Here is a 22,779-nt window from a genome sequence, read left to right as displayed (position 1 = left end):
AAATATCGCCCTTTTGGCATGTAATTTCAATAGATGAATTATTACAAAGAGCAAAGACTTAATGGATCGCGTTCGAGGAACACCAACTCAATTTTTGAAAATGAATGAACGAACTAAGCGACTTCAAGACTCCGTTTGATCTTTGAAATAAAACATTTCATACTCTCGTTTATAAAAACTAAATCGTATGTAAATACGAGGTGGAGCGACTATGGACGGTTCGACTACTACACGCTTAGAACATAGGTCAGCACAACTGATCGATCAATTTGGCCGACATAAACATAAACTCCGAATCTCTCTGACAGATCGTTGTAACTTTCGTTGTAGTTATTGCATGCCCGATACGCCTGAATGGTTAGCCAAAAAAGACATCTTAAGCTTTGAAGAGCTGTTAACCTTTTGTGAAATGATGGTCAGTTTAGGCATTCGGCACATTCGTTTAACAGGTGGCGAGCCTTTAATGCGTCAAGGCGTGGTCAATTTTATTGATACTTTGAATCGGCTCAAGCCACACGGTTTAGAACGTATTTCCACGACCAGTAATGCTTTTTATTTAAACAAGTATGCACGAGCGCTAAGAGAGGCAGGACTAGATGATATTAATATCAGTCTCGATAGCATTCATGCAGACACCTTTATGAACATGACCAAGCGTCCGATAGCACCAGTCCTCGAAGGCATCGCTGCAGCTCAACAAGCCAATCTGCCGATAAAATTAAACTGTGTTTTAGTCGCAGGACAAAATGATCATGAAGTGCTTGAACTGACTCAATGGGCTTATCAGCAGAATATCGCATTACGTTTTATTGAATATATGCCTTTAGATCAACCTGAGCACTGGCAGCCTAAAAAAGTCATCACTGAAGATAACATTATCCGAATACTTGAACCCCATTTTCAAATTCAGAAACAAGCCAGACAACATGACCCAGCAACCATTTATCTGCTTAATGATCAGTACACATTAGGCATTATTTCCACCATCAGTAAACCGTTCTGTCAAAGCTGTGACCGTTTACGTATCACTGCAACGGGAGAGCTTTTTACCTGTTTATTTGCCAATACCGGAACACCGCTGCGTCATTTACTTCAACAAAAAGATCCCACTTTATTACAAGCTCAGATTCTGAAGGCGGTATGGCATAAAAAAGCGGGGTTTATTGAACATCAACATGCCCCAACACGCAAAATCAGTATGCATGCCATAGGGGGTTAATCAACTAGTTAATTTTGAGTTTGTCAGTCATTCGACTGTATCCGCTTTTATTTTTGTGTTATCTAAATACGTCATAAACTTTTTCTCTTGATCGAACAGTTTCACTTTAGATCAACACTTCAATGTTTCGGAATACTTTATGAAAAACGTTGGCATGAAGCCAGAAAGCTATCGCGTTGCAACTGCAAGCTCTGAACTGCTTGCCCCTGCACATTGTTTACAACTTCTTGCTGACGGCAATACCGAAAAAGGTGATGCCCTCAAAACAGCCCGCATTGCTGGGATTTTAGCCGCAAAACGTACCGATGAACTGATTCCGCTGTGCCACCCCCTGCCTATTTACCGCGCCGATGTCGATTTTGAACTGCTTGTCGACCGTGTAGTTATTCGTGCAACCGTTGAAACGATTGGGCCGACAGGTGTAGAAATGGAAGCGTTGACCGCTGCCAGTATTGCAGCTCTCACCATTTACGACATGCTCAAACCACATTGCGAACCGCATGAGTTGATCATTCAACAATGTAAACTCGATCTGAAAAAAGGCGGAAAATCACACTTTAAACGTCATTTGCGTCAGCCTGTTTCTGCGGCAGTATTGGTTCTATCAGATACCGTTGCCGCAGGGCGTAAACCCGATACTGCTGGCCGCTCTGTCGTCGAGACCTTAACCGAAGCTGGTTTTGATCCCATTCACTATCAAATTTTACCTGACGAAGCCGATCAGTTAAAAGGATTGGTCTTAGAGCTCACTCAATCTTATGCCTGCATTATTACTGTAGGCGGAACAGGCATCGGCAAACGTGACATTACAGTAGACACACTTGAGCCTTTACTTGAACGTGAACTCAATGGACTAATGGAAGCTGCACGTGCTTTCGGACAAAAACGTACCCCTTATGCTGCGATGTCACGTGGCGTTGCAGGTTTTATCGACCGTTCATTGGTGATTACCCTTCCGGGCAGCCGTGGTGGTGCAAGTGAATCTATGGCAGCCATTTTACCTGCTTTGGTTCATATTTTTGATGTCTGCCGTGATCTACCTCACCCGGGAGGTTATGAATGAGTTGCTCTGGCGTTGGTTTAATTACACTCGATCAAGCTCTTGAACACTATAGCGCCGTCCAAACATTGCCTGTCGTTACTTTGCCTTTAGTACAGGCGCATAGACATGTTTTAGCGGCAGATGTTTTATCAACAGTTGCCTTGCCTCTATTTACCCAAAGTGCGGTTGACGGCTATGCGCTGCGCTCTGAAGACTTGCAAGCAGGAATTACTCGCTTTGAATTGGTTGGTGAAATTCGTGCAGGTATTGAAGAACATATTGAGATTCAAGCAGGACAAACCGTTCGTATTTTTACTGGGGGCAAGCTGCCAAACTCAGCAGATACTGTGGCTCGGCAGGAAATTATCACGCGTAGCCATGATCAAGCGACTCTAACCCAAGCTTTGGACAAAGGCGCAGACATTCGTTATCAAGGTGAGGAGTTGTCCATCGGGACAACACTTGCGCAACAAGGCCAGCGTTTAGGCAGCGGTTTAATTGCGGCACTCAGTATGGCGGGTGTTCCGCATGTCGAGGTTTATCGCCAACCTAAAATTGCAGTGCTTATTACTGGTGATGAAGTCAATACGCAACTGGACAATGACTCTCAAGTGTTCGATGCCAATGCCCCAATGATCCGTACTTGGCTCAAAGAACACGATTTTGCTGAAGCCCATTTAGAGCATGTGATTGATGATGAGAAGATACTCACACAAGCGCTCTCGAATGCCATGAATCATTATGATGTAGTCATTACTACAGGCGGTGTTTCGGTAGGCGATTATGACTTGATTCGACCTGTTTCAATGGCTGTAGGTGCAACAGAGATTTTTTGGCAAGTTGCGCAAAAACCGGGTAAACCATTGTATTTTGCTGAATATCAGACAGACCATCATCATTCTTATTTGATTGGCTTGCCTGGGAACCCTGCTGCTGTACTCACCTGTCTTGCTGTACATGTATCGACACTATTGGCGGCTTTACAGGGAGTTACGTCTCCTGCACCCGCGTGGAAAAAAGCTCGCTTCAACGACAGCATTAAACAAGACAGCCGTGAGCAACTGGTTCGCATGGTATTAGATGTCAACGAGTTTGGACAATTAACCGTTTCCAAACTCGGTAAACAACAATCCCACATGCTCAGTAACTTAAATCGAGCCAATAGTATTGTTCGAATCCCTGCTCGATCTGATGTTCCTGTAACATTGGACTATGTCGATTTCATCTCGATCTAAGGACATCGATTGGATAGTGATACAAACCAAATGCTTTTTGCACACGGTCTAAGGCTTGGACAGCTTTGTCTTAGACCGTACCCTTGAATATTTAACGAGCATTATTATCCCTACATACGAATGTTAGATCAAAGGCATGCAAAACTACCCAGCAACAGCACTAGTGATTTTAGCGGGTGGTAAAGCCACACGAATGAATGAGCCAATAAGCTTTTACAAAGATTTTAGACTATTGTTTTGATGTACTGCTAAATATACCACTAAAAAAATGGATTATAGCGGTACAACATGGAACAAGTTGAAACAAGAGAGGCAGATAATACAGTATTTATAGGCATTTGAGGTTATTTTGGTATGTATTGAAATAGGTAAGTGGTGCGCTCAGCGGGACTCGAACCCACGCCACAGGCTTCGGAGACCTGTACTCTATCCAGTTGAGCTATGAGCGCGCGAGCACATCATATCAAAAAAAATCACAAGGTAAAGCATCTATCTAGCTTAGAGTGATTTTCCTGCTTATGCTTTATACAATGTTCCATATCTGCAACACAGAATTGCGAGTAGATTACTTGGTTTATTAGGCATAATCGCTCACAATAGTGCCACTATTAATCATTCGAGAATTTCATGACTGATGCATTGACGTTAAGGGATTTGTCCAAAACCTATAAAAATGGGTTTCAGGCTTTAAAAGGCATCGATTTAACTGTTCCTGAAGGCGAGTTCTATGCCCTTCTTGGACCAAATGGTGCAGGCAAATCTACAACGATTGGTATTATCAGCTCATTGACCAAGAAAACCTCAGGCACTGTCGAAATTTTTGGACATAATCTCGACACGCACCCCTCTCAAGCCAAACAGTGCTTAGGGGTTGTACCTCAAGAGTTTAACTTCGGTCAGTTTGAAAAAACCTTCGATATCTTAGTCACACAAGCAGGCTATTATGGTATTCCTAAAAAAATTGCGGAAGTTCGTGCCGAAGAATATTTAGAAAAACTCGGCTTATGGGAAAAACGCGGCATTCAAGCCCGTATGCTTTCAGGCGGTATGAAACGCCGCCTGATGATTGCCCGTGCCATGATGCATGAACCGAAACTCCTTATTTTAGATGAACCCACAGCAGGGGTTGATATTGAGCTACGTCGTTCGATGTGGGACTTCCTCACAGAAATGAACAATAAAGGCACATCGATCATTTTAACCACACATTATTTAGAAGAAGCAGAAATGCTGTGTCGTCGAATTGCCATTATTGACCGTGGTGTCATTAAAGAAGACACCAGCATGAAAAATTTCCTCAATCAACTCAATGAGGAAACCTTTATTTTTGATTTGGCAGCACCGATTGAACCGATTCATATCGACATCATTGGGGTTCGTTTCCATTTAGTCGACGCCGTGACTTTAGAGGTGACTATGGATAGAGCGCATACCCTCAATGACTTATTTCAATTGCTCGAATCGCAAGGGATCCAAGTTCGTAGTATGCGGAACAAATCCAACCGTTTAGAAGAACTGTTTGTGAAGATGGTCGAAAAAAATCTCGAAGGAACTACGCCATGAACTTAAATCAACTTAGCGTAGCTTTATATACTCTGGTGCATAAAGAAATTCGTCGCTTTATGCGCATCTGGCCACAAACCTTGCTTCCGCCTGCCATTACCATGAGTTTGTATTTCGTAATTTTTGGTAATTTGGTCGGTTCTCGTATTGGCGAGATGGGCGGATTTAGCTATATGCAGTTCATCGTGCCTGGGCTGATTATGATGGCGGTGATTACCAACAGTTATGCTAACGTTTCTTCGAGCTTTTTTAGTGCCAAATTTCAAAAAAGTATTGAAGAGCTGATCATGAGTCCTGTACCTTTGCATGCCATTTTATGGGGCTTTGTCTTAGGCGGTGTCTGTCGCGGGGTCTTGGTCGGTATCATTGTGACGGCCATGAGTTTATTTTTTACTGACCTTTATATTACCAATTGGTTTGTTACCATTTACACCGTCTTGGTCACCTCGTTCTTATTTTCACTGGGTGGTTTTATCAATGCGGTGTATGCCAAATCTTTTGATGACATCTCCATCATCCCAACCTTTGTGCTGACGCCTTTAACTTATTTAGGTGGCGTATTTTATGCCATTTCAGCACTCAGCCCTTTTTGGCAAAATTTATCGTTGATCAATCCGATTGTATATATGGTCAATGCTTTTCGTTTCGGTATCTTAGGTCATAGCGATGTTAACGTCGTCGTCTCCCTATCTGTTATGACCATATGCTGTGCAGTGCTTTATGGCATTGCTTACTATTTACTTTCTCGTGGTTCAGGAATGCGTGAATAATGAGTGTAGAACATTCTCTTTTGGGTAAAGACACCAATTACCCTCCAACTTATCAACCCGATATTCTTTTTCCTATAGCCCGTGCTACAGCACGTGAGCACTATGCACATGTTGAAGGTATTCAACAAGGTAAAGACTGGTGGCATGTTTTTGAAATTTCTTGGTTAAACACCCATGGTGTTCCGCAAGTTGCCATTGGTCGCATCAGCCTGCCGGCCACATCGCCCAACCTCATTGAGTCAAAGTCATTAAAACTCTACTTTAATAGCATGAACTTTACTCAGTTTGAGTCTAAAGCTACGTTTAAAGAAACAGTCGAACAGGATTTATCGGCAGCGGCTGGCGCAGATGTGAATATTGATCTTTTTCATGTCGATGATGTGGAAATTAGTCAACCTGAAGGTATCTGTATTGATGAACTGACTCCGACCCAATTGGAAAATCATCCCAATGCAAATCTATTGGCATTAGATGATACTGCGGAAGATGTTGAAGTACAGATTTACTCACATTTACTCAGAAGTAACTGCCCAGTCACTGGACAACCTGATTGGGGCACGGTATTTATCCGATATAAAGGTAAAAAGCCTTGTTATAACAGCATACTGGCTTATATTATCTCTTATCGTCAGCACAACGGTTTCCACGAACAATGTGTGGAACAAATATTTGCCGATATTTGGCAAAATTTGAAACCTGAAAAGCTGATGGTGTACGCAGCTTATACACGCCGTGGTGGTTTAGACATTAACCCTTGTCGTGTGTCAGATGTGTCATGGATGCCCCGCCCAATTCGATTGGCGCGACAATAAAATAAAGAACATTGAGGTTAATACACGATGCCATTTTTTGGTTTTATTCCATCGACTGAACTTTTACAGACTATTCAAACTGCTCAGCAGAAGAAAGACTCAAGTGAGCCTTTATATCCACTTCGAGATAAAACAGCACTACTCATCAATGATGAAATTATTGATGCCATTTTGACTGAGTTAGTTCGCCGTTTTCCACCGAGTGATAAACGTGACACAGCCGAGAAACTGGCTGGCTATATTAAGTCAACAGTTGCGGTTTTGTTGAAGCAGCTTTTAGGCAAATCATCGAATGATGTGGTTCAAGCATCGATTCAGTTTTCTGAAAAAAGCTTGTTTAAAGATGCTGAAGGTCAGTTCCGTGTGGGTGAAGCGTTAGATGCAAGCTTAGTGACCAGCCTCAAATATAACTATGCTGAAATTAAAGCAGGCAATGAAGTAGATAAAGCCGCGTTAACCGAACTGTATAAACAGTTTGCTGAAGCGACTGTACGTCACTTCATGAATGACTTTAATAAAACCCTCGATTTGGGCATGATTAAGCGTAAAGCGGCCGATATCGGTTCTGCAGCTGTCATTAAAGCAGTGCATATTGCTGCCAATAAAATCATCCCAAATTTAACCAAAGATGAACTTTTAGCTTTAGCTGAATATCACGACACCTTATTTCATGCTTAAGTACTAAAAGTCTTTCAATGCTTTTCAGATCAAAATGACTCTACTTGTGTAGGGTCATTTTGGTTTCTAAGCTGTAATTTCTTAGTCTTTATATAAAGCTATATAAAGGCGATATATAAGCTGAGACCAGATCTTTTTGTCATTGTCACTAGACTCTAAACACTACAGTTTTAATTGTTTCTATATATAGAAGACTTTTTTATATCAGTCAGTAAAACTTGACTTATATAGTCACGTAAATACTCTGCCCAAAAATCTGCGCCATTTTGAATAATCTGTCCTTTATATAGGCTGAGTTTGTCTTTTTTTGTATACCTATTTGCCCGCTTCAGTACAGACAATGTTATCTTAAAGCCTATTCACGCTAGACTCCGTTCACAAGAATTTCGACATAACAGAAACGCGAACTATGGGCATTCCCCTATTCGCTTTGCTCCACTGCCAATAACGACTCTGGAAATTAGACTTCTATGTTAAATTTAAACTTTTATAACAAAGTTAAACGTTTACCTTTATTGATTGGCGCTTTGTCGATCACCAGTTTTTGCCAAGCCAACGATTTCGCTTCTCATCCCGATTATCTTAGCTTTAAACAAAAAACCATGCAAAATTATGGCCTATCTTCCGAACAGGTCGATTGGGCCATGAATGGTTCTAAAAATTTGCCCAACATCATCAACATTATGAACCGCCCGGGTGAAAGTAAACCTTGGTACGAGTATAAAACCAACTTTATGGCAGCCAGCACCATTCAACGTGGTGTCCGTTTTAAAGCCCAGTATGCAGACACCTTAAACCGTGCAGAGCAACAATTCGGTGTTCCACAATCCATCATTCTCGGTATTTTAGGAGTGGAGACGGGTTTCGGCAGCAACAAAGGTAATTTTATCAGCCGTGATGCCCTAGCTACGCTAGGTTTTGGCTACGAACGTCGTAAGCAATATTTCCAAGACGAACTCAGTGCTTTAATCGCATGGAGCTATAAAGATGGCGTGCCAACCAACTCGGTTGTAGGTTCGTATGCAGGTGCGGTTGGCTATCCACAATTTATGCCAAGCAATATTCCAAAGTTTGGGGTGGATTATGACGGCAATGGTCATGTCGATTTACGAAATTCAGCAGTCGATGCCATCGGCTCGATTGCCAACTATTTAGCAAATCATGGTTGGCAACGTAATCAGCCAATTGGATTCGCAGCACGCTATAGTGGCTCAAATCCTGAAGCGGTCATTGCTAAAGATTTAACTTTACCGACACCTTATGGCGTTTTAAAAAATCAGGGCATTCAACCGACCAATCCGATTGTCAAAATCGATGATTTAGATATGGTGAATGTGATCCAACTACAGGAAAATTATGGGCAAAGTTATTACATCACTTACCCTAACTTTCAAGTGATTACGACCTATAACAAGAGCCGTATGTATGCGACTGCAGTTTGGCAATTAGGGGCTGAAATTGCTAGCCGATAGGGCTAGCTTTTTACTCAATCTTGAGATGTCAATAAAAAAATATTTAAAAATGATGTAAATTTCGGCTTTTTTCATACATTGTTACAATATTGGTTATTTTTTAATCAAAAAATGTTCGGTTTATGTAGTTTTTATCATTATTTTAATTAAACACTAGACATGCTTATGACTGCATGAATATTATCCATTTCGTCAAATGTTGTTGCAAAAGTGAATTAACAGGCAAGTTTTTTTATCTTTCAACCACTTAGTTTAAAGAAAAAAGTATTGTCTTTTGGAGTTTATAAATGCAGTCTTCACTTAAATATATACTGGCCATTGCCTCGACCATCGCGCTGAGCCAATCGCAAGCAGAGATGGTTCAGTCATCATTTACCAATGATAACGATAACTCTCGCCTAGCTGTGCGTGTCTTGAATAAAGATGCTGAAGGCTTCAACTCACACTTCTCAAATTTAAATAGCCTTTCAATCACTGAACGTTCAGGTGATAAAATTCGTCGCGAAACAATCGCTGCAAAAATTGAGATCCCTGAAGAAGAGCCTTCAGTGATTGAAAAGTTAAATACTGTTGCATCAAATACAGTCCGTAAGTTTAGTCAAACGGGTATGGCGTCTTGGTATGGTCGTCAGTTCCACGGTCGTAAAACAGCAAGCGGTGAAACATTCGATATGAATGCATTAACTGCAGCTCATCGTAGCTTGCCACTAAACTGCTTTATTCGTGTAACGAATAAAACCAATGGTAAAAGTGTTGTGGTTAAAGTAAATGACCGCGGCCCATTCCACGGTAACCGCGTGCTTGATCTTTCTTATGGTGCTGCTAAGCAACTGGGTATTACCAATGCAGGTACTGCAAAAGTCAGCATTGAACGTATTGATGGACCAAACTCTTAAGATTCTTTCCTACAGCATGCATTTGACAGCAAGGCCACAGTAATGTGGCTTTTTATTGTCCTATCTTTGCCTAATGTTTTACACAATCGTAAACAGCTCGATCTCCATCATTTGATCCCTCTCAGATACTTAGTTTGAATAAGATGCGAAATCTAATCGATCCGATTTTTTGAAGTGAGTGCGCTCACATTTTTACAGCGGTGGAAGACTAGCAGAATTAAATATTTTCTCAGCTCATTCTTATCTGATCAAAGCCAATTTTTCTGCCTACCCTGAACTGTAGTTTTATGCATTCGTCAAATTAGAATGATTTTATGAATTACCTAGTAAATTAAGCGCCATTTTTGCGATATTAGATTCACTATTGCCCTGCTTGTTTTATATAATTGAGTCAATTCTATGGACCAAAACGCAAAAGAAAACCTTCTTATTTCTTCAAAGTTCTCAAACCCCACCTCATTTGCTCTATTTTCAACTTTTTTAGTTCCCCAATCAAAGCTACGCCAATTTGATAGACATAGAAAAAATCGCAAATGGTGAGCATTTAGAGCAACACAAATTTAAAAGCAATGAAAAAGATCGGGCTCGCACACTTTTTTATCCTTTTTTCGGTATTTTATGGGCCTATTTGCTGATGAAATGCTAGAAATCGAATAATAGATTCAGACCATAAAAAAATCCTAAACTCAGCAAAATACTAAGCAATAATTTTCTCGTCAAAAGAGTGATTAACAACGTAAAAATTGCCCCATAAAAATAACTATTTTGAAGTATCCCTTTCCAGTGCCCGCCTTCGAAAAAAACCAGTGGCAAACAAATCGAAACCATCAGACAAGGCGCCGCATATTTCAGCATGCGTGTCGCAAATTTAGGCAGCCGAATTTGAGTTTTAGGCTCTAAAAATAAATACCGATTAAAAAAGGTGACACAGGTCAAACTCAAAACAAATAACCAGGTCATGTTTTAGTCCTCCGCTTGATCAAAGAGCGCAGCAACCCACATCCCACTAAATCCAGCCAGCAAAATAGCTGATCCTATTTCTAACCAACTCAAAATCAGCACCATGATCGATGAACTCACCACGCCATAAATTGCGGCCTTATTTTGAATCAACATCACCGCCATAACCAAGAACACCACCACAATTGAAAATTCTAAGTGGAGAGTTGAAAGATCAGGTACTTTATTTGCAAGCAAAATACCCATTAGACTAAACAACACCCAACTGACATAAAAGCTGAATCCTGCACCCAACATATAGGCATAAGACGGCTTTTCCTTTAGCATCGCGGTGGCGTAGAGTTCATCGGTCAGTAAAAAACCGATACTCAATCTTCTTTTGAGTGACCAAGGCTTCACCTCTTCTCTTAGACTCAGTGCATAAATAAAGTGCTGGCTGGTTAGAAAAAACACGGTGATCAGAATACTCAGTAAAGATGCACCCGTCATGAGCATACTCAAACTGACTAATTGTGCCGCACCTGCAAACACTAACGCCGAAATGCCTACAGCTTGCATGACACTCAGACCCGCATTAATCGCCGCTGAGCCAGCCAATATCCCCCATGGAATAACGGCGACTGAAAGCGGCAACATATCTTGCACACCACGGAAAAAACCTAAACTTTTTTGTTGGATCAATTGCGACTGCACAGCAGACTCCATTTTTCAACTCGCTAGAGTCAATATGCTGCATACCTTAGACGGCTTTCTTGTATGAAATTGCTGTTATTTTAAATTTTATGTGCCAGATATTGCGCAGGCGTACAGCCTAAAGACTTTTTAAAATGACGAGTGTAATGGCTTTGATCGGAGAAACCACAGAGTTGTGCGACTGTCGCAATCTCACAGCCTTGTTTGAGTAAATATAAAGATTTACGTAAACGAAACTGTACCAACCATGCATGAGGTGGAAGTCCAGTAAACTTTTTAAATTGACGCAGTAAATGCCATGGGCTCATCCCGACGACAGCAGCTAGCTCAGCCAGTTGATGCTCTCTTTCAGGTTCTGCAGCAAGTAGTTCTTGTACCAAGACCACTTTACGCTGTGCTTCGGGTAAGTCTTTTAATATTTTCTTAGATTGATTATAACGACTTAATAAATAGGCCAAAGTTGAAATATATAAGCTCTGTTTAAACAATGTATTTTTTGGCTGTAACAACAAATCGAACAGCAAATTCAATTGCTCGGCTAATCCTTCATCATGAACCACAGCTTGCGGAAACCACGGCATAGTACTGCTTCATGAAAAAAATCTTGGCTCACCTCTTGAATCATTTCAGGGGTCGGATAAATTGCCCGATAACACCAACCAGTTTCAACAGCAGAAGAACCCGTATGTACCTCATCAGCATTCACTAAAATAATGTCGCCTTGCGGTGCAATATGCTGATTCCCTGTGCGTAAAAAAGACTGCGCACCTTCATCAATTAAACCAATACAGTAGCCTTCATGGGTATGTTTTGAAAACTGCGTATGTTGATAGGAGGCTCTTAACATTTCAAGACCATCAAGTTCTTGAACATGATGGTAATTTAAAAATTCACTGGGTCTGATTTCGTGCATGAGTTAGCCTCTCCTGAACACTCAGCATACTGCGATTCAGCAAAACGTATAGAACAAAATTGCTCTACTACTGATAGGTTTTTCCTTGGTGCTTTAACCAACCACCTTCATGGCGCTGTTGTGGATCGTGATGTGTCCAGTGGATCACCCCGCCTTTTTCACTATATTCGTATTCACCATTGAAACCAACGATATCCCCTTTTTGTAAGCGTTCAATACGGGGTGCTAAATCAATATTATGTGCAATCAAAACCGTCATTGCATTAGGAAGTTCTACAATAAATTTTTGATGACGAGAACCGTCATTATCATCTTTAAGCACAGCCACAACACGCCCTTGTGATTGAACTTGAATATTACTTTTCCGGCTTTGAAACGCTTGGGCAATTTTTGCTGTGCCATCAAATACTTGATTTTGCGGTTTACTGGTCTGTGTAGAGGGCTCTACCGCGACTGATGGTGTTGATGTTTGTAATTGATTTTCTTGAAGATCGATTCCGAAATATGCAGCAATCAATAGTATGATCACCGCGCCAATACTCAGGTTGGTTTTGTTGGCCACTTATCTACTTCCTCGTTTTATTTTTATTAATTGTATAAAAAAAGCCCCAAAGGGGCTTTTTTACTCAAAATAATTTTTCAATTATTTTGCAGCAGCTTGAGCAGCAGCAACTTCTTCAGCGAAAGAAAGTTCAGCTTTTTTCTCAATACCTTCACCCACTTCAAAGCGAGCGAATTGAACAACTGTAGTACCAGTTGCTTTAAGAACGTCCGCAACTTTCTTGTCGTTGTCGATTACGTACATTTGACGATCAAGAGCAACTTCGTTCAAGTATTTCTCAACTGAACCAGTGACCATTTTCTCAACGATGTTTGCAGGCTTACCAGATTCGATTGCTTTAGCTTCAGCAATTTCTTTCTCTTTAGCGATAAGTTCAGCAGATACACCTTCAGCAGAGATAGCAACTGGGTTGAATGCAGCAACGTGCATTGCAATACCTTTACCAGTCGCAGCATCACCTGTGTAAGATACAACAACACCGATTTTTAAACCGTGTTTGTAAACTGCAAGGTTTTCGCCTTCAATGATTTGAGCACGACGAACTTGGATGTTTTCACCGATTTTTTGAACAAGTGCAATACGCGCTTCTTCTACAGTTGCACCATCTTCAAGTTTCAATTCAGCAATTTTAGCAGCATCAGTTTCGCCAGCAGCTAACGCAGCAGCAGCAACTTGAGCAGAGAAACCAGCAAAGTTTTCGTCTTTAGCAACGAAGTCAGTTTGGCAGTTTACTTCTAAAAGAAGAGCTTTGTTACCGTCTTGAGCGATAGTGATTGCGCCATCAGCTGCAATGTTACCCGCTTTTTTAGCCGCTTTAGCTTGACCAGATTTACGAAGGTTATCAATCGCTAATTCGATGTCACCATTCGCTTCTGTTAATGCTTTTTTACATTCCATCATTGCAAGACCAGTACGATCGCGCAATTCTTTAACCATGCTTGCTGTAACTGCAGTCATGTCAATCTCCTAAATACGGTAGAAAATGAATTCTTTTTAGAACAGAAACGGCCCAGAGCTGTCTCTTGGGCCGTCTGCATACATGACGCTTACTTTGCCACCATCACATGTCGCAAAAATGACAAGCTTACGTCAAACGCATTAAGCCTCAGGAGCTTCTTTAGCTTCTTCAACTTTAGCTTGTGCATTTGCTTGTGATTGAGCATATTCTTTACCAGCAAGAATCGCATCAGCCATAGCAGAAGCATACAAAGTAACTGCACGGATCGCATCGTCATTACCCGGAATAACGTAGTCTACGTTATCTGGGTTAGAGTTTGTATCAACGATACCGATTACAGGAATACCAAGGTTTTTAGCTTCTTTAATTGCAATTGCTTCGTGATCAACGTCGATTACGAATAATGCGTCAGGTAAACCACCCATGTTCTTAACGCCGCCTAAAGCGCGTTCAAGTTTTTCCATCTCACGAGTACGCTCTAAAGCTTCACGTTTAGTAAGCTTAGCGAAAGTACCATCTTGAGATTGAGTTTGAAGGTCTTTAAGACGGTTGATAGATTGGCGAAGTGTTTTCCAGTTCGTCAACATACCACCTAACCAACGGTGATCAACATATGGTTGACCAGCACGTTGTGCTTGTTCACGGATGATGTTAGAAGCAGCACGTTTCGTACCAACAAACAATACTTTATTCTTTTTGCTAGCAAGGTTGTTAACAAAGTTCAAAGCATCATTTAACGCAGGAACAGTGTGCTCAAGGTTGATGATGTGAATTTTGTTACGCGCACCAAAGATGTATTGACGCATCTTTGGGTTCCAGAAACGTGTTTGGTGACCGAAGTGTGCGCCTGCTTGAAGAAGGTCGCGCATGCTTACGTTGTAATCTGCCATTTTCTTTACCTTAAAGTTTGGGTTAGGCCTCCATATATCCGCATCCTCCACCCTAACGGGCACCCAGAGAAATGTGTCGATATATGTGCGGATTTTATTGCCCCATCGCACAAAGCCCGTGAAATTTATTCACGAAAAAGCATTTGATAAAATGGGCGGCTATTTATACCATAGTCACACACAAATTTCCAAAAGTTTTTAGAGATCATGAACAGTACTTACGAAGCACCCCGTCGACTCATCAAAAGCGCTGAAGACATCGAAAAGATGCGTGTGGCTGGACGACTGGCGGCTGAAGTCTTGGATATGATCAAGCCACATATTAAACCAGGTGTGACTACACTTGAGTTAGATACGATTTGTCACGATTATATTGTCAATAAACAAGACGCAATTCCAGCATGTTTAGGTTACGGTGCAGCACCGGGTCGCCCTGCTTTCCAACATGTGATTTGTACTTCTGTAAACCATGTGGTCTGTCACGGCATTCCTTCAGATGCAAAAGTGTTGAAAAAAGGCGATATTTTAAATATTGATGTGACGGTCATTAAAGATGGTTTCCACGGCGATACCAACATGATGTACATCGTGGGTGGCGAAACTTCTATTCTTGCGAATCGTTTATGTAAAGTGGCACAAGAAGCAATGTACCGTGGAATAGCAACAGTGAAGCCGGGTTCAACCATTGGCGACATTGGTCATGCCATTCAACAATATGTCGAATCGGAACGTTTTGGTGTCGTGCGTGAATATTGTGGTCACGGTATTGGGACTGTGTTCCATGACGAACCTCAAGTCTTACACTATGGTCAGCCAAACTCAGGCATGATTTTAGAAGAAGGCATGACCTTTACCATTGAGCCAATGGTCAATGGTGGTGACTGGAAAACTAAATTATTGGGGGATAAATGGACGGTAGTGACCAAAGACCATAGTTTGTCTGCACAGTATGAACATACGTTGTTGGTCACTAAAAACGGGGTTGAAGTGTTAACTGCACGTCCTGAAGAAGATTTATCACGTTTTCAGTCTTAAATAATGTCATTGGCATGAAATATGATGCCATCTGTCAAAAAGACCACCTACTGGTGGTCTTTTTTATGACTAAGCAAATATTGGATTTGAAATTTATTCTTTATTTTACAAATATATAGAATCAAAAAACACTCAACTGTAGCGCTCTATTACATTCATTCATCTGTAACAAAGATTGCAAGCTAGTAACACGATCACACAAAACGGGTTTTGACATTCACAAATGTCAAAAACACATGTCCCTCAAAAACAACAGCTTTATCGTAGCAGCAACCTTAATAATACGCTCTATAAAAACGAATAGCTAATTTGGACATGGAGTCCCAGAATGAAAAAAACATTGCTTTGTGTAGCAACGTCTATTACTGCTTTACCTATGCTTACACATGCAGATTCACCTTATTTTAGTCTACAAGATGGTGATGGATTTAAACGCTTTTCTGTATCGGTCGGTGCTTTACACGTCATGCCACAAGGTAAAGCTCAACCCTTCCGAGTTAACACATCAGTTAAAGAAGGTGAAACTGCAAAAGTTGGAGATATCAAAGCACAAACGGTGCTCGACAATATCAAGCCAGGAAGTAGCGTCAATCCTCTCTTAAAAGCTACTCTTGATGGGCTAGCTTTAATTAATGCTGATGTCCCCTCAGCATTAAGTGGGACTGCTGAAATCCGTGGACTCAGTCAATGGGATAATCCAGGTACGGGTTTAGAAGCCGATGATGTCACCACATTGGGCATCATGACTAATTACTTTTTTACCGACAATATTTCTTTTGAAATGAAAGCAGGGATTCCACCGAAAGTCGACTTACAAGGTAAAGGCAAAATTTATGCGCCTTTTTCAGCAACTGCAACACCTATGGGCGGAGCTTTAGGCAATTTAGAACTTGAAAATGATATTTTCATTACCGATTTGGAAGCACACGGCCCTGCGGCATCTGCACGTGCATGGACACCTGCTTTCGAGTTCCAATATCACTTTGGTAAAACAGGGGTGAATAAATTCCGTCCGTATGTCGGTGTTGGAATGATGTATGCCTACTTTAATGAGCTGGAAATTAACCCACAAACTGAAAAAGACTTGATTGCAGCAGGCCATATGATTGCCAATATTAAAGAAGGCAATGCTGGCGCATCACTTGAAGGGAAAAAAAGTTCAGCCAATCCCAAAGTTAAGCTAGAAGCAACCGATGCCTTCGCCCCTATTGCAACCGTCGGTTTCACCTATGACTTTAATGATAAATGGTTTGCTGTCGGTTCCGTGTCCTATGCTCATCTTAAAAATGAAACCACGATCACCGTCAAAGATGCTACGCACGGTGAACTAATCAAATCTACAGCCGATATTGAAATTAACCCCATTCTGGCTTATGCAGGTGTCGGCTACCGGTTCTAAGCTTCAAACAACTACCAAAAAGACGACACCAAGTCGTCTTTTTTCATGAATATTCATTGTTTTTATTGATCAAATAGTCAATTTTTTATCATCGCTTTCAGCAAATAATTCACTTAATATAGCGAACTCTAAGCTCATTTTTTGGTTGAAATATGTCAGAAACTCGTTTTTCCAAACCGCTGATTTATATGCTCATTGGAAGTGCAATAATTCTGGCATTATCACTGGGTGTCCGACATGGCTTTGGACTCTACCTTGTGCCTATGAGTGATGAGTTTAGCTGGGGACATAATGTTTTTAGTCTAGCGATTGCGATGCAAAACCTGATTTGGGGCGCTGCGCAGCCCTTTACAGGCGCATTAGCAGATAAATATGGCTCTAAAATTGTGGTTGCCGTCGGTGGTGTGTTGTATACCATTGGTTTGCTGCTCATGGCAGTCAGCTCTACGGGTTGGTTACTCAACTTAAGTGTCGGTCTTATTTTGGGCCTAGCATTATCTGCGACCTCTTTCTCTGTATTATTATCCGCGGTGGGTCGTGCTGCACCGCCTGAAAAACGTAGCCTTGCTATGGGTATTGCCAGTGCAGCGGGTTCTTTTGGGCAGTTCATTATGCTGCCGTCAACCTTACTGCTGTTACAAAACTTTGGCTGGTCTGCGGCGTTGGTCGTTAGTGCACTTTTAATTGCGATGATTGTTCCGCTGGCTTGGATGCTCAAAGCTCCCGCCTTTGTTGTACCGAATGCGTCAACCAACCAAGTTCAGCTCAGTTTTAAAGATATTTTAGTCATTGCGAAAAACCATAAACCATTTTGGTTCCTATCACTTGGTTTTTTGGTCTGTGGCTTTCAAGTGGTCTTTATAGGTATCCATTTACCTGGCTATTTGATTGACCATGGTTTTAATGCAACCACAGGAACCATTTTTTTAGCGCTGGTCGGTTTATTTAATATCGTTGGTACTTACACTGCGGGCTGGCTAGGTGGGAAATATTCTAAACCAAAGTTACTGATGGGCTTATATGGACTCAGAGGCATTGCCATTATTGCCTTTTTGATGCTCCCGCTCAGCACATTCACCATCTATAGCTTTGGTGTAGTGATGGGTTTATTATGGTTATCTACAGTGCCTTTGACCAACGGTATTGTGGCCAATATGTTTGGTATTAAATATCTGAGCATGCTGAGCGGCATCGTGTTCTTTACTCATCAAGTCGGTTCATTTTTCGGTGGATGGCTAGGTGGTGTGAACCATGACGTGACAGGTAATTATGACTTGATTTGGCTGTTCTCTATTATTCTGAGTGTTTTTGGCGTACTGGTACATTTCTTTGTCGATGAAAAGGCGGTTGTCCATGACTAATTCATTTTTATGGCTCAAATGCGGTATCGGCATTAGTATTATTGCGTTGTTTGCTCTGGCGATTAGCCTTTGGCTGAATACGCCTGACCTGTTTGAGTATTTTAATCAGGCATTTTGCGCACATTAAATCTGCATATTTTGAGCTCAATATTTCATTATAAAAGAAAAGCAATATAATCATCAGCTTAGTATTTTTTAAATTTTTTCATAAGTTTAGAACTTCTTTTAATTTTAAGATTACACATATTTTGATTACATTTTCTCTAGACCCTATATCTAGAGAAAATAATCAAAATGACCGCATTAACTCAACTTTCACAAGCGATTCATGATGCCCCGCGTTGGCATCAACCTGAACAATTTCAAAATCCAGAAGAAATACAAATTATCCCACTGGCGGAAGAAGCCTTAGGTGCTGTGGTTTTTGGTTTAGATGCCCGTAAAGCCCAAGCAGGAGAGACCATCTATCGCTTAAAACAAGCTTTGGCTGAACATCTGATTTTAATTTTTAAAAACCAAACTTTGGATGATCTGCAATATTTAGCCTTTGCCAGCTATTTTGGTTCTATTTTCCGCCCAAGTGCAGACAATCCTGTGCTGGCTAGCCAGACTGACACTGGTGTTCCACCCGATGTGGTTCCTGTTTCCAATGCGGTCGGTCAAGGCAACTACACCGGCCATGGCGAACTCACCCCACATGCCGATCACCAGTGGACACCGCTTCCCTCTTTTGGCTCTCTGCTCTATGCCCTTGAGCTTCCTCAAGACGGCGGACAAACCTCTTGGTTCAATACCATCAAAGCTTATGATGCACTTCCCGATGACGTCAAAAAGCAGATCGACCAGCTACAGCTGATTACTTATAACCCATTCGTCCGTGCGCAAAGTAATACAGGCAATACGGGTTATGGAGACAGCCCTTATTATCGCTTTAAAGATCAACCCATTTTAGGTCATGCCTATCCTCATCCCTTAGTCCGCACACATCCAGAATCTGGGCGTAAAGCGCTTTGGCTCAATACCCGTTCGGAAGTTGAATTACTCAATGTCGATGATAGCGAAGGCAGTGAACTGATTGCTGCCCTCCATGCGCACATCCTCAAACCTGAGTTTCGTTATGAACATCACTGGGAAACTGGAGATATTGTCTTTTGGGATAATCAGGTGACACTACATTCACGTCGTCCCTTTCCTGTCGATCAACGTCGCTTACTCAAACGTATTAGTCTTGCAGGTGGACGTCCTTACTAAGCGATAAATAAAATGAATAATTGATTGGTATGACACCAAAATGTCACGATTGTTTTAGATAATCTGTTAAAAAACCAATAAAAAAGCCCATCGTTTGATGGGCTTTTTTATTTCTATGACTTAAGCATTGCGTTTAGCAAAATCATCCATAAAATTCACTAGCGCTTGAACGCCTTCTAGTGGAACTGCGTTATAAATACTTGCGCGCATCCCACCAACTGAGCGGTGACCCGCAAGATTCAACAAATGGTTTTCTTCAGCTTCTTTAAGGAAAAGTTTTTCTAAGTCTGGATTCGCCAAAGTAAACGGCACATTCATAATTGAACGGTTTTGCACAGCAATTGGGTTTGCATAAAAATCACTTGCATCGATATAACCATAAAGCAGTTTTGCCTTTTCAAGGTTCACTTTATGGATCGCCTCAACACCACCTTGTTCAAGCAACCATTCAAACACTAAACCTGATAAGTACCAAGCATAGGTCGACGGTGTATTGACCATCGAATCATTCTTCGCTTGCGAAGCGTATTTCAAAATGCTTGGAATTTCAGGTTTGGCTTGATCTAGCAGATCTTCACGAACAATAACCAAGGTTAAACCCGCTGGGCCAATGTTCTTTTGCGCGCCTGCATAAATGATACCAAATTTAGTCACATCAACAGGTGCAGACAAAATACTTGAAGACAGGTCTGCAACCAATGGCGCATTGGTTTCTGGAATAGCCGAAAACTGAAGACCACCAATCGTTTCATTGTCTACATAATGCACATAAGCCGCATCTTGAGATAAGTTCCAAGTGCTTGAGTCTGCAATGGCAAGTTTTCCATCAATTTGCGTACCCGCTTCAATGACGTTGATATCGCCATAGCGCTGCGCTTCTTTCAGTGCTTTCTCAGACCAAATTCCAGTATGGATATAGTCCGCTTTGCTGTTTTTACCCAACAAATTTAAAGGAATCGCGGAGAACTGAAGTGAAGCACCACCTTGAAGGAACAAGACTTTATAGTTCTCTGGAATGTTCATGAGTTTACGTAAATCTGCTTCTGCTTTTTCAGCCACAGCAACATAGTCTTTACTACGGTGACTCATTTCCATGATGGAAAGACCTTTGCCTTGCCAGTCAAGCATTTCAGCTTGTGCTTTTTCTAAAACGGCAGTAGGTAATGCAGCAGGACCAGCACAGAAGTTGTACGCGCGCATGATTTTTCCTTTCAAAGTGAAACACAATAAAATGATCGCATTTAACCACAGATAGCCAGTGCTTGCAGTAAATTCAACTGAAAATATTTCAATGTAATCTCACCTTTACAGTCAAAAACTCAATCAAGATCAACGATCCAGTTTGAACTCAGCACTGCTCAATCAATTACAGCAGCACTTTCCGATTCACCAAAGCTCAAACGAAAGCATTTCCTTTGCTTAAAAATGTCGCTAATCTATTGATATACATTTGCAAATTAAACAATTCAGTAACTGAGTCAGCATTCAGAACAGTTAGATTATGCGTATAATGTGCAAAAACATAGAAAAGAGTCGTGCTCATGCCACAAAGACTATTCAACATGCTTAATATACCAGCCAACAAATTCTTATTGCGTACATCACTGCCATCAATCTTGTCATTAAGCATGTTTGGTCTCAGTCTCGGAATCAGCTCAACAATTTTTGCTGCATCTATCAGCTATCAACAAGCTGAGCAAAGTGTGTTACAAGACTCGTATAGCACACAGGCCACCCAAGCCTTACAACAAGCCTCAAAACTAGAGGCTGAAGCGGTCAAAGGTTTGGGGCTCCCCCGTATTGATCTGAACGTACGTGCTTATGCTTTTCATAATGAGCTCGATGTGCCTCTGGGTGCACTCAAAAATAATTTAGAACACACACTTTCTCAAAACATTAATGACCGTATAAATCAACAAAATTTACCACCTAATATTTCTGACCCTTTAAAAGAAGGTATTAATCAAACCATCCATAATGGTGTCGGGCTTATTCCAGACAACTCTCAAATTACCTTAGAAGATCAAGTCATACGCCCGACGATTTCTGCAATGATGCCGCTTTATACAGGTGGGTTAACCTCAAGTGCAAAACAAGTCGCCAATATCAAAGCAAAACGTAGCGAACTCAATACGAAACAACAGCAAGACCTACAACGCTTTGAGCTGATTCAAGCCTATTTCAATGTTCAACTGCAAAAACAGTTACTCGCGTCTAGCCAATATAATTGGCATGCGATGCAAAAACACTATGACAATGCACTTAAACTTGAACAACAGGGCTTTATTAGTAAAGGCCAGCGCATGCAATTTGAAGTGGCAAAAAACAATGCACAGCGCAGTGAACAAGCCAGTCAGGCCAATTTAAAAGCCAGTTTATTTCAACTGAATAACCTTTTGCAAAGCAGCCAAATTACTGAGCTCACCACACCACTCTTTATTAACAGTACCCAAAACCAAGATTTAAATACTCTACTCAAGTCATATGCAGATCAATCGGCTTTAGTACAAAAACTGCAAATGGACACCCAACTGGCACAAGCCAATGTCACCGCACAAAACGCCGCCAAGAAACCACATATTTTTGCCTTTGGTGAATACAGTCTAGACGATAAAAATAACTGGATCGTTGGCTTAGCCGCACAGTACAATCTGTTCTCAGGCATTGATAAAAACAAAAATGTCCAAGCAGCAGAGTTACAACGCTACGCTTCTGAACTGATGACAGCACGGACTAAACAAGAAATTGAAAATGTGATTTATAAATCGTATAGCGAAGCCACCACAGCGCAGCAAAGTGATCAGTTATTACAGCAAAATATAAAAGCAGCGCAAGAAAATTTACGTATACAAGAACTGTCCTTTAAAGAAGATATGGGAACAGCGACCCAAGTGATCGATGCACAAAATATGCTCAGTGCTTTAAAAGCAGAAACCGCACTGAATGCCTATAAATATGTCATGTCACTGGCGACGCTTCTACAAAGTCATGGTTCGATCCATCAGTTCCAAACCTATCTTCTGCAACCCAATACGCGATTTATTCGTTAATTCTTTGATGAGAGCCATTT

21 protein-coding genes, 1 tRNA gene and 1 pseudogene are annotated in these 22,779 nt (G+C 41.2%); 15 read left to right on the top strand and 8 right to left on the bottom strand.

Annotated features, from left to right (window positions below; genetic code table 11):
* Window positions 1-211 precede the first annotated feature (211 nt).
* The 3 genes from moaA (at window position 212) to HYI04_RS02065 (ending at window position 3,496) form a co-directional block, all read left to right on the top strand.
* Window positions 212-1,219 (top strand): GTP 3',8-cyclase MoaA, encoded by a 1,008-nt coding sequence (gene moaA / locus HYI04_RS02075; protein ID WP_029575079.1) that lies wholly within the window; start codon window positions 212-214, stop codon window positions 1,217-1,219.
* 139 nt (window positions 1,220-1,358) lie between these two features.
* Entirely contained in the window at window positions 1,359-2,282 is a 924-nt protein-coding gene (gene moaCB / locus HYI04_RS02070; protein WP_058951692.1) for a bifunctional molybdenum cofactor biosynthesis protein MoaC/MoaB, read from the top strand.
* The gene (locus tag HYI04_RS02065; RefSeq protein ID WP_058951691.1) at window positions 2,279-3,496 is read left to right on the top strand and encodes a molybdopterin molybdotransferase MoeA; all 1,218 of its coding nucleotides are present in this window, start codon (window positions 2,279-2,281) and stop codon (window positions 3,494-3,496) included. Before moaCB ends, HYI04_RS02065 begins: the two co-directional genes overlap by 4 nt.
* Before the next feature lie 373 nt (window positions 3,497-3,869).
* Here HYI04_RS02065 and HYI04_RS02060 read toward each other — a convergent pair.
* Window positions 3,870-3,945, bottom strand: a tRNA-Arg gene (locus HYI04_RS02060).
* 178 nt (window positions 3,946-4,123) lie between these two features.
* Here HYI04_RS02060 and HYI04_RS02055 point away from each other — a divergent pair.
* The 6 genes from HYI04_RS02055 to HYI04_RS02030 all read left to right on the top strand — a co-directional run bounded on the left by HYI04_RS02055 (window position 4,124) and on the right by HYI04_RS02030 (window position 9,687).
* On the top strand, window positions 4,124-5,059 hold the full coding sequence (locus HYI04_RS02055) for an ABC transporter ATP-binding protein (protein ID WP_058951690.1): 936 nt from the start codon (window positions 4,124-4,126) through the stop codon (window positions 5,057-5,059).
* Complete coding sequence (locus HYI04_RS02050) at window positions 5,056-5,829, top strand: ABC transporter permease (RefSeq protein WP_004982514.1); 774 nt, start codon at window positions 5,056-5,058, stop codon at window positions 5,827-5,829. The genes HYI04_RS02055 and HYI04_RS02050 overlap by 4 nt, the downstream gene beginning before the upstream one ends.
* A complete protein-coding gene (queF, locus tag HYI04_RS02045) occupies window positions 5,829-6,641 on the top strand; it encodes an NADPH-dependent 7-cyano-7-deazaguanine reductase QueF (RefSeq protein WP_010327206.1) in 813 nt (270 codons plus the stop codon). Before HYI04_RS02050 ends, queF begins: the two co-directional genes overlap by 1 nt.
* 27 nt (window positions 6,642-6,668) lie before the next feature.
* Complete coding sequence (locus HYI04_RS02040; RefSeq protein ID WP_004695843.1) at window positions 6,669-7,319, top strand: hypothetical protein; 651 nt, start codon at window positions 6,669-6,671, stop codon at window positions 7,317-7,319.
* Between the two features lie 470 nt (window positions 7,320-7,789).
* Window positions 7,790-8,791 (top strand): lytic murein transglycosylase B, encoded by a 1,002-nt coding sequence (gene mltB / locus HYI04_RS02035; protein WP_010327207.1) that lies wholly within the window; start codon window positions 7,790-7,792, stop codon window positions 8,789-8,791.
* A 287-nt stretch (window positions 8,792-9,078) separates the two neighbouring features.
* Window positions 9,079-9,687, top strand: coding sequence for a septal ring lytic transglycosylase RlpA family protein (locus tag HYI04_RS02030; protein ID WP_058951689.1), 609 nt, complete (start codon window positions 9,079-9,081; stop codon window positions 9,685-9,687).
* A 642-nt stretch (window positions 9,688-10,329) separates the two neighbouring features.
* On the opposite strand, the gene HYI04_RS02025 is transcribed toward HYI04_RS02030, so the two are convergent.
* The 6 genes and pseudogenes from HYI04_RS02025 to rpsB all read right to left on the bottom strand — a co-directional run bounded on the left by HYI04_RS02025 (window position 10,330) and on the right by rpsB (window position 14,663).
* Window positions 10,330-10,647: an AzlD domain-containing protein gene (locus HYI04_RS02025; protein WP_010327208.1), complete on the bottom strand. Its 318-nt coding sequence runs from the start codon at window positions 10,645-10,647 to the stop codon at window positions 10,330-10,332.
* A gap of 3 nt (window positions 10,648-10,650) precedes the next feature.
* A complete protein-coding gene (locus HYI04_RS02020; protein WP_010327209.1) occupies window positions 10,651-11,352 on the bottom strand; it encodes an AzlC family ABC transporter permease in 702 nt (233 codons plus the stop codon).
* A gap of 68 nt (window positions 11,353-11,420) precedes the next feature.
* Window positions 11,421-12,253, bottom strand: a pseudogene (locus HYI04_RS02015) (AraC family transcriptional regulator).
* A 67-nt stretch (window positions 12,254-12,320) separates the two neighbouring features.
* The gene (locus HYI04_RS02010; protein ID WP_010327210.1) at window positions 12,321-12,815 is read right to left on the bottom strand and encodes a DUF3465 domain-containing protein; all 495 of its coding nucleotides are present in this window, start codon (window positions 12,813-12,815) and stop codon (window positions 12,321-12,323) included.
* 81 nt (window positions 12,816-12,896) lie between these two features.
* Window positions 12,897-13,772 (bottom strand): translation elongation factor Ts, encoded by an 876-nt coding sequence (gene tsf, locus HYI04_RS02005; RefSeq protein ID WP_004695824.1) that lies wholly within the window; start codon window positions 13,770-13,772, stop codon window positions 12,897-12,899.
* Between the two features lie 141 nt (window positions 13,773-13,913).
* On the bottom strand, window positions 13,914-14,663 hold the full coding sequence (rpsB, locus tag HYI04_RS02000) for a 30S ribosomal protein S2 (RefSeq protein ID WP_004982536.1): 750 nt from the start codon (window positions 14,661-14,663) through the stop codon (window positions 13,914-13,916).
* 207 nt (window positions 14,664-14,870) lie between these two features.
* Here rpsB and map point away from each other — a divergent pair, with 207 nt between their 5' ends.
* The 5 genes from map (at window position 14,871) to HYI04_RS01980 (ending at window position 19,709) form a co-directional block, all read left to right on the top strand.
* Window positions 14,871-15,698: a type I methionyl aminopeptidase gene (gene map / locus HYI04_RS01995; RefSeq protein ID WP_004695821.1), complete on the top strand. Its 828-nt coding sequence runs from the start codon at window positions 14,871-14,873 to the stop codon at window positions 15,696-15,698.
* Between the two features lie 328 nt (window positions 15,699-16,026).
* Window positions 16,027-17,097 (top strand): OmpW family protein, encoded by a 1,071-nt coding sequence (locus HYI04_RS01990; protein WP_010327212.1) that lies wholly within the window; start codon window positions 16,027-16,029, stop codon window positions 17,095-17,097.
* A gap of 152 nt (window positions 17,098-17,249) precedes the next feature.
* A complete protein-coding gene (locus HYI04_RS01985) occupies window positions 17,250-18,458 on the top strand; it encodes an MFS transporter (RefSeq protein ID WP_130234924.1) in 1,209 nt (402 codons plus the stop codon).
* The gene (locus HYI04_RS16840) at window positions 18,451-18,585 is read left to right on the top strand and encodes a hypothetical protein (protein WP_004982541.1); all 135 of its coding nucleotides are present in this window, start codon (window positions 18,451-18,453) and stop codon (window positions 18,583-18,585) included. Before HYI04_RS01985 ends, HYI04_RS16840 begins: the two co-directional genes overlap by 8 nt.
* Window positions 18,586-18,752: 167 nt before the next feature.
* Window positions 18,753-19,709: a TauD/TfdA family dioxygenase gene (locus HYI04_RS01980; RefSeq protein ID WP_130234923.1), complete on the top strand. Its 957-nt coding sequence runs from the start codon at window positions 18,753-18,755 to the stop codon at window positions 19,707-19,709.
* A gap of 120 nt (window positions 19,710-19,829) precedes the next feature.
* On the opposite strand, the gene serC is transcribed toward HYI04_RS01980, so the two are convergent.
* Complete coding sequence (serC, locus tag HYI04_RS01975; protein ID WP_010327215.1) at window positions 19,830-20,909, bottom strand: 3-phosphoserine/phosphohydroxythreonine transaminase; 1,080 nt, start codon at window positions 20,907-20,909, stop codon at window positions 19,830-19,832.
* Between the two features lie 362 nt (window positions 20,910-21,271).
* On the opposite strand from serC, the gene HYI04_RS01970 reads away from it, so the two are divergent.
* Complete coding sequence (locus tag HYI04_RS01970; protein ID WP_130234977.1) at window positions 21,272-22,759, top strand: TolC family protein; 1,488 nt, start codon at window positions 21,272-21,274, stop codon at window positions 22,757-22,759.
* Window positions 22,760-22,779 lie beyond the last annotated feature (20 nt).

The organism is Acinetobacter sp. SwsAc2, assembly GCF_013391465.1.
GTDB classification, from domain to species: Bacteria; Pseudomonadota; Gammaproteobacteria; order Pseudomonadales; family Moraxellaceae; genus Acinetobacter; species Acinetobacter johnsonii.
This window is presented reverse-complemented; position numbering and strand designations above follow the sequence as displayed.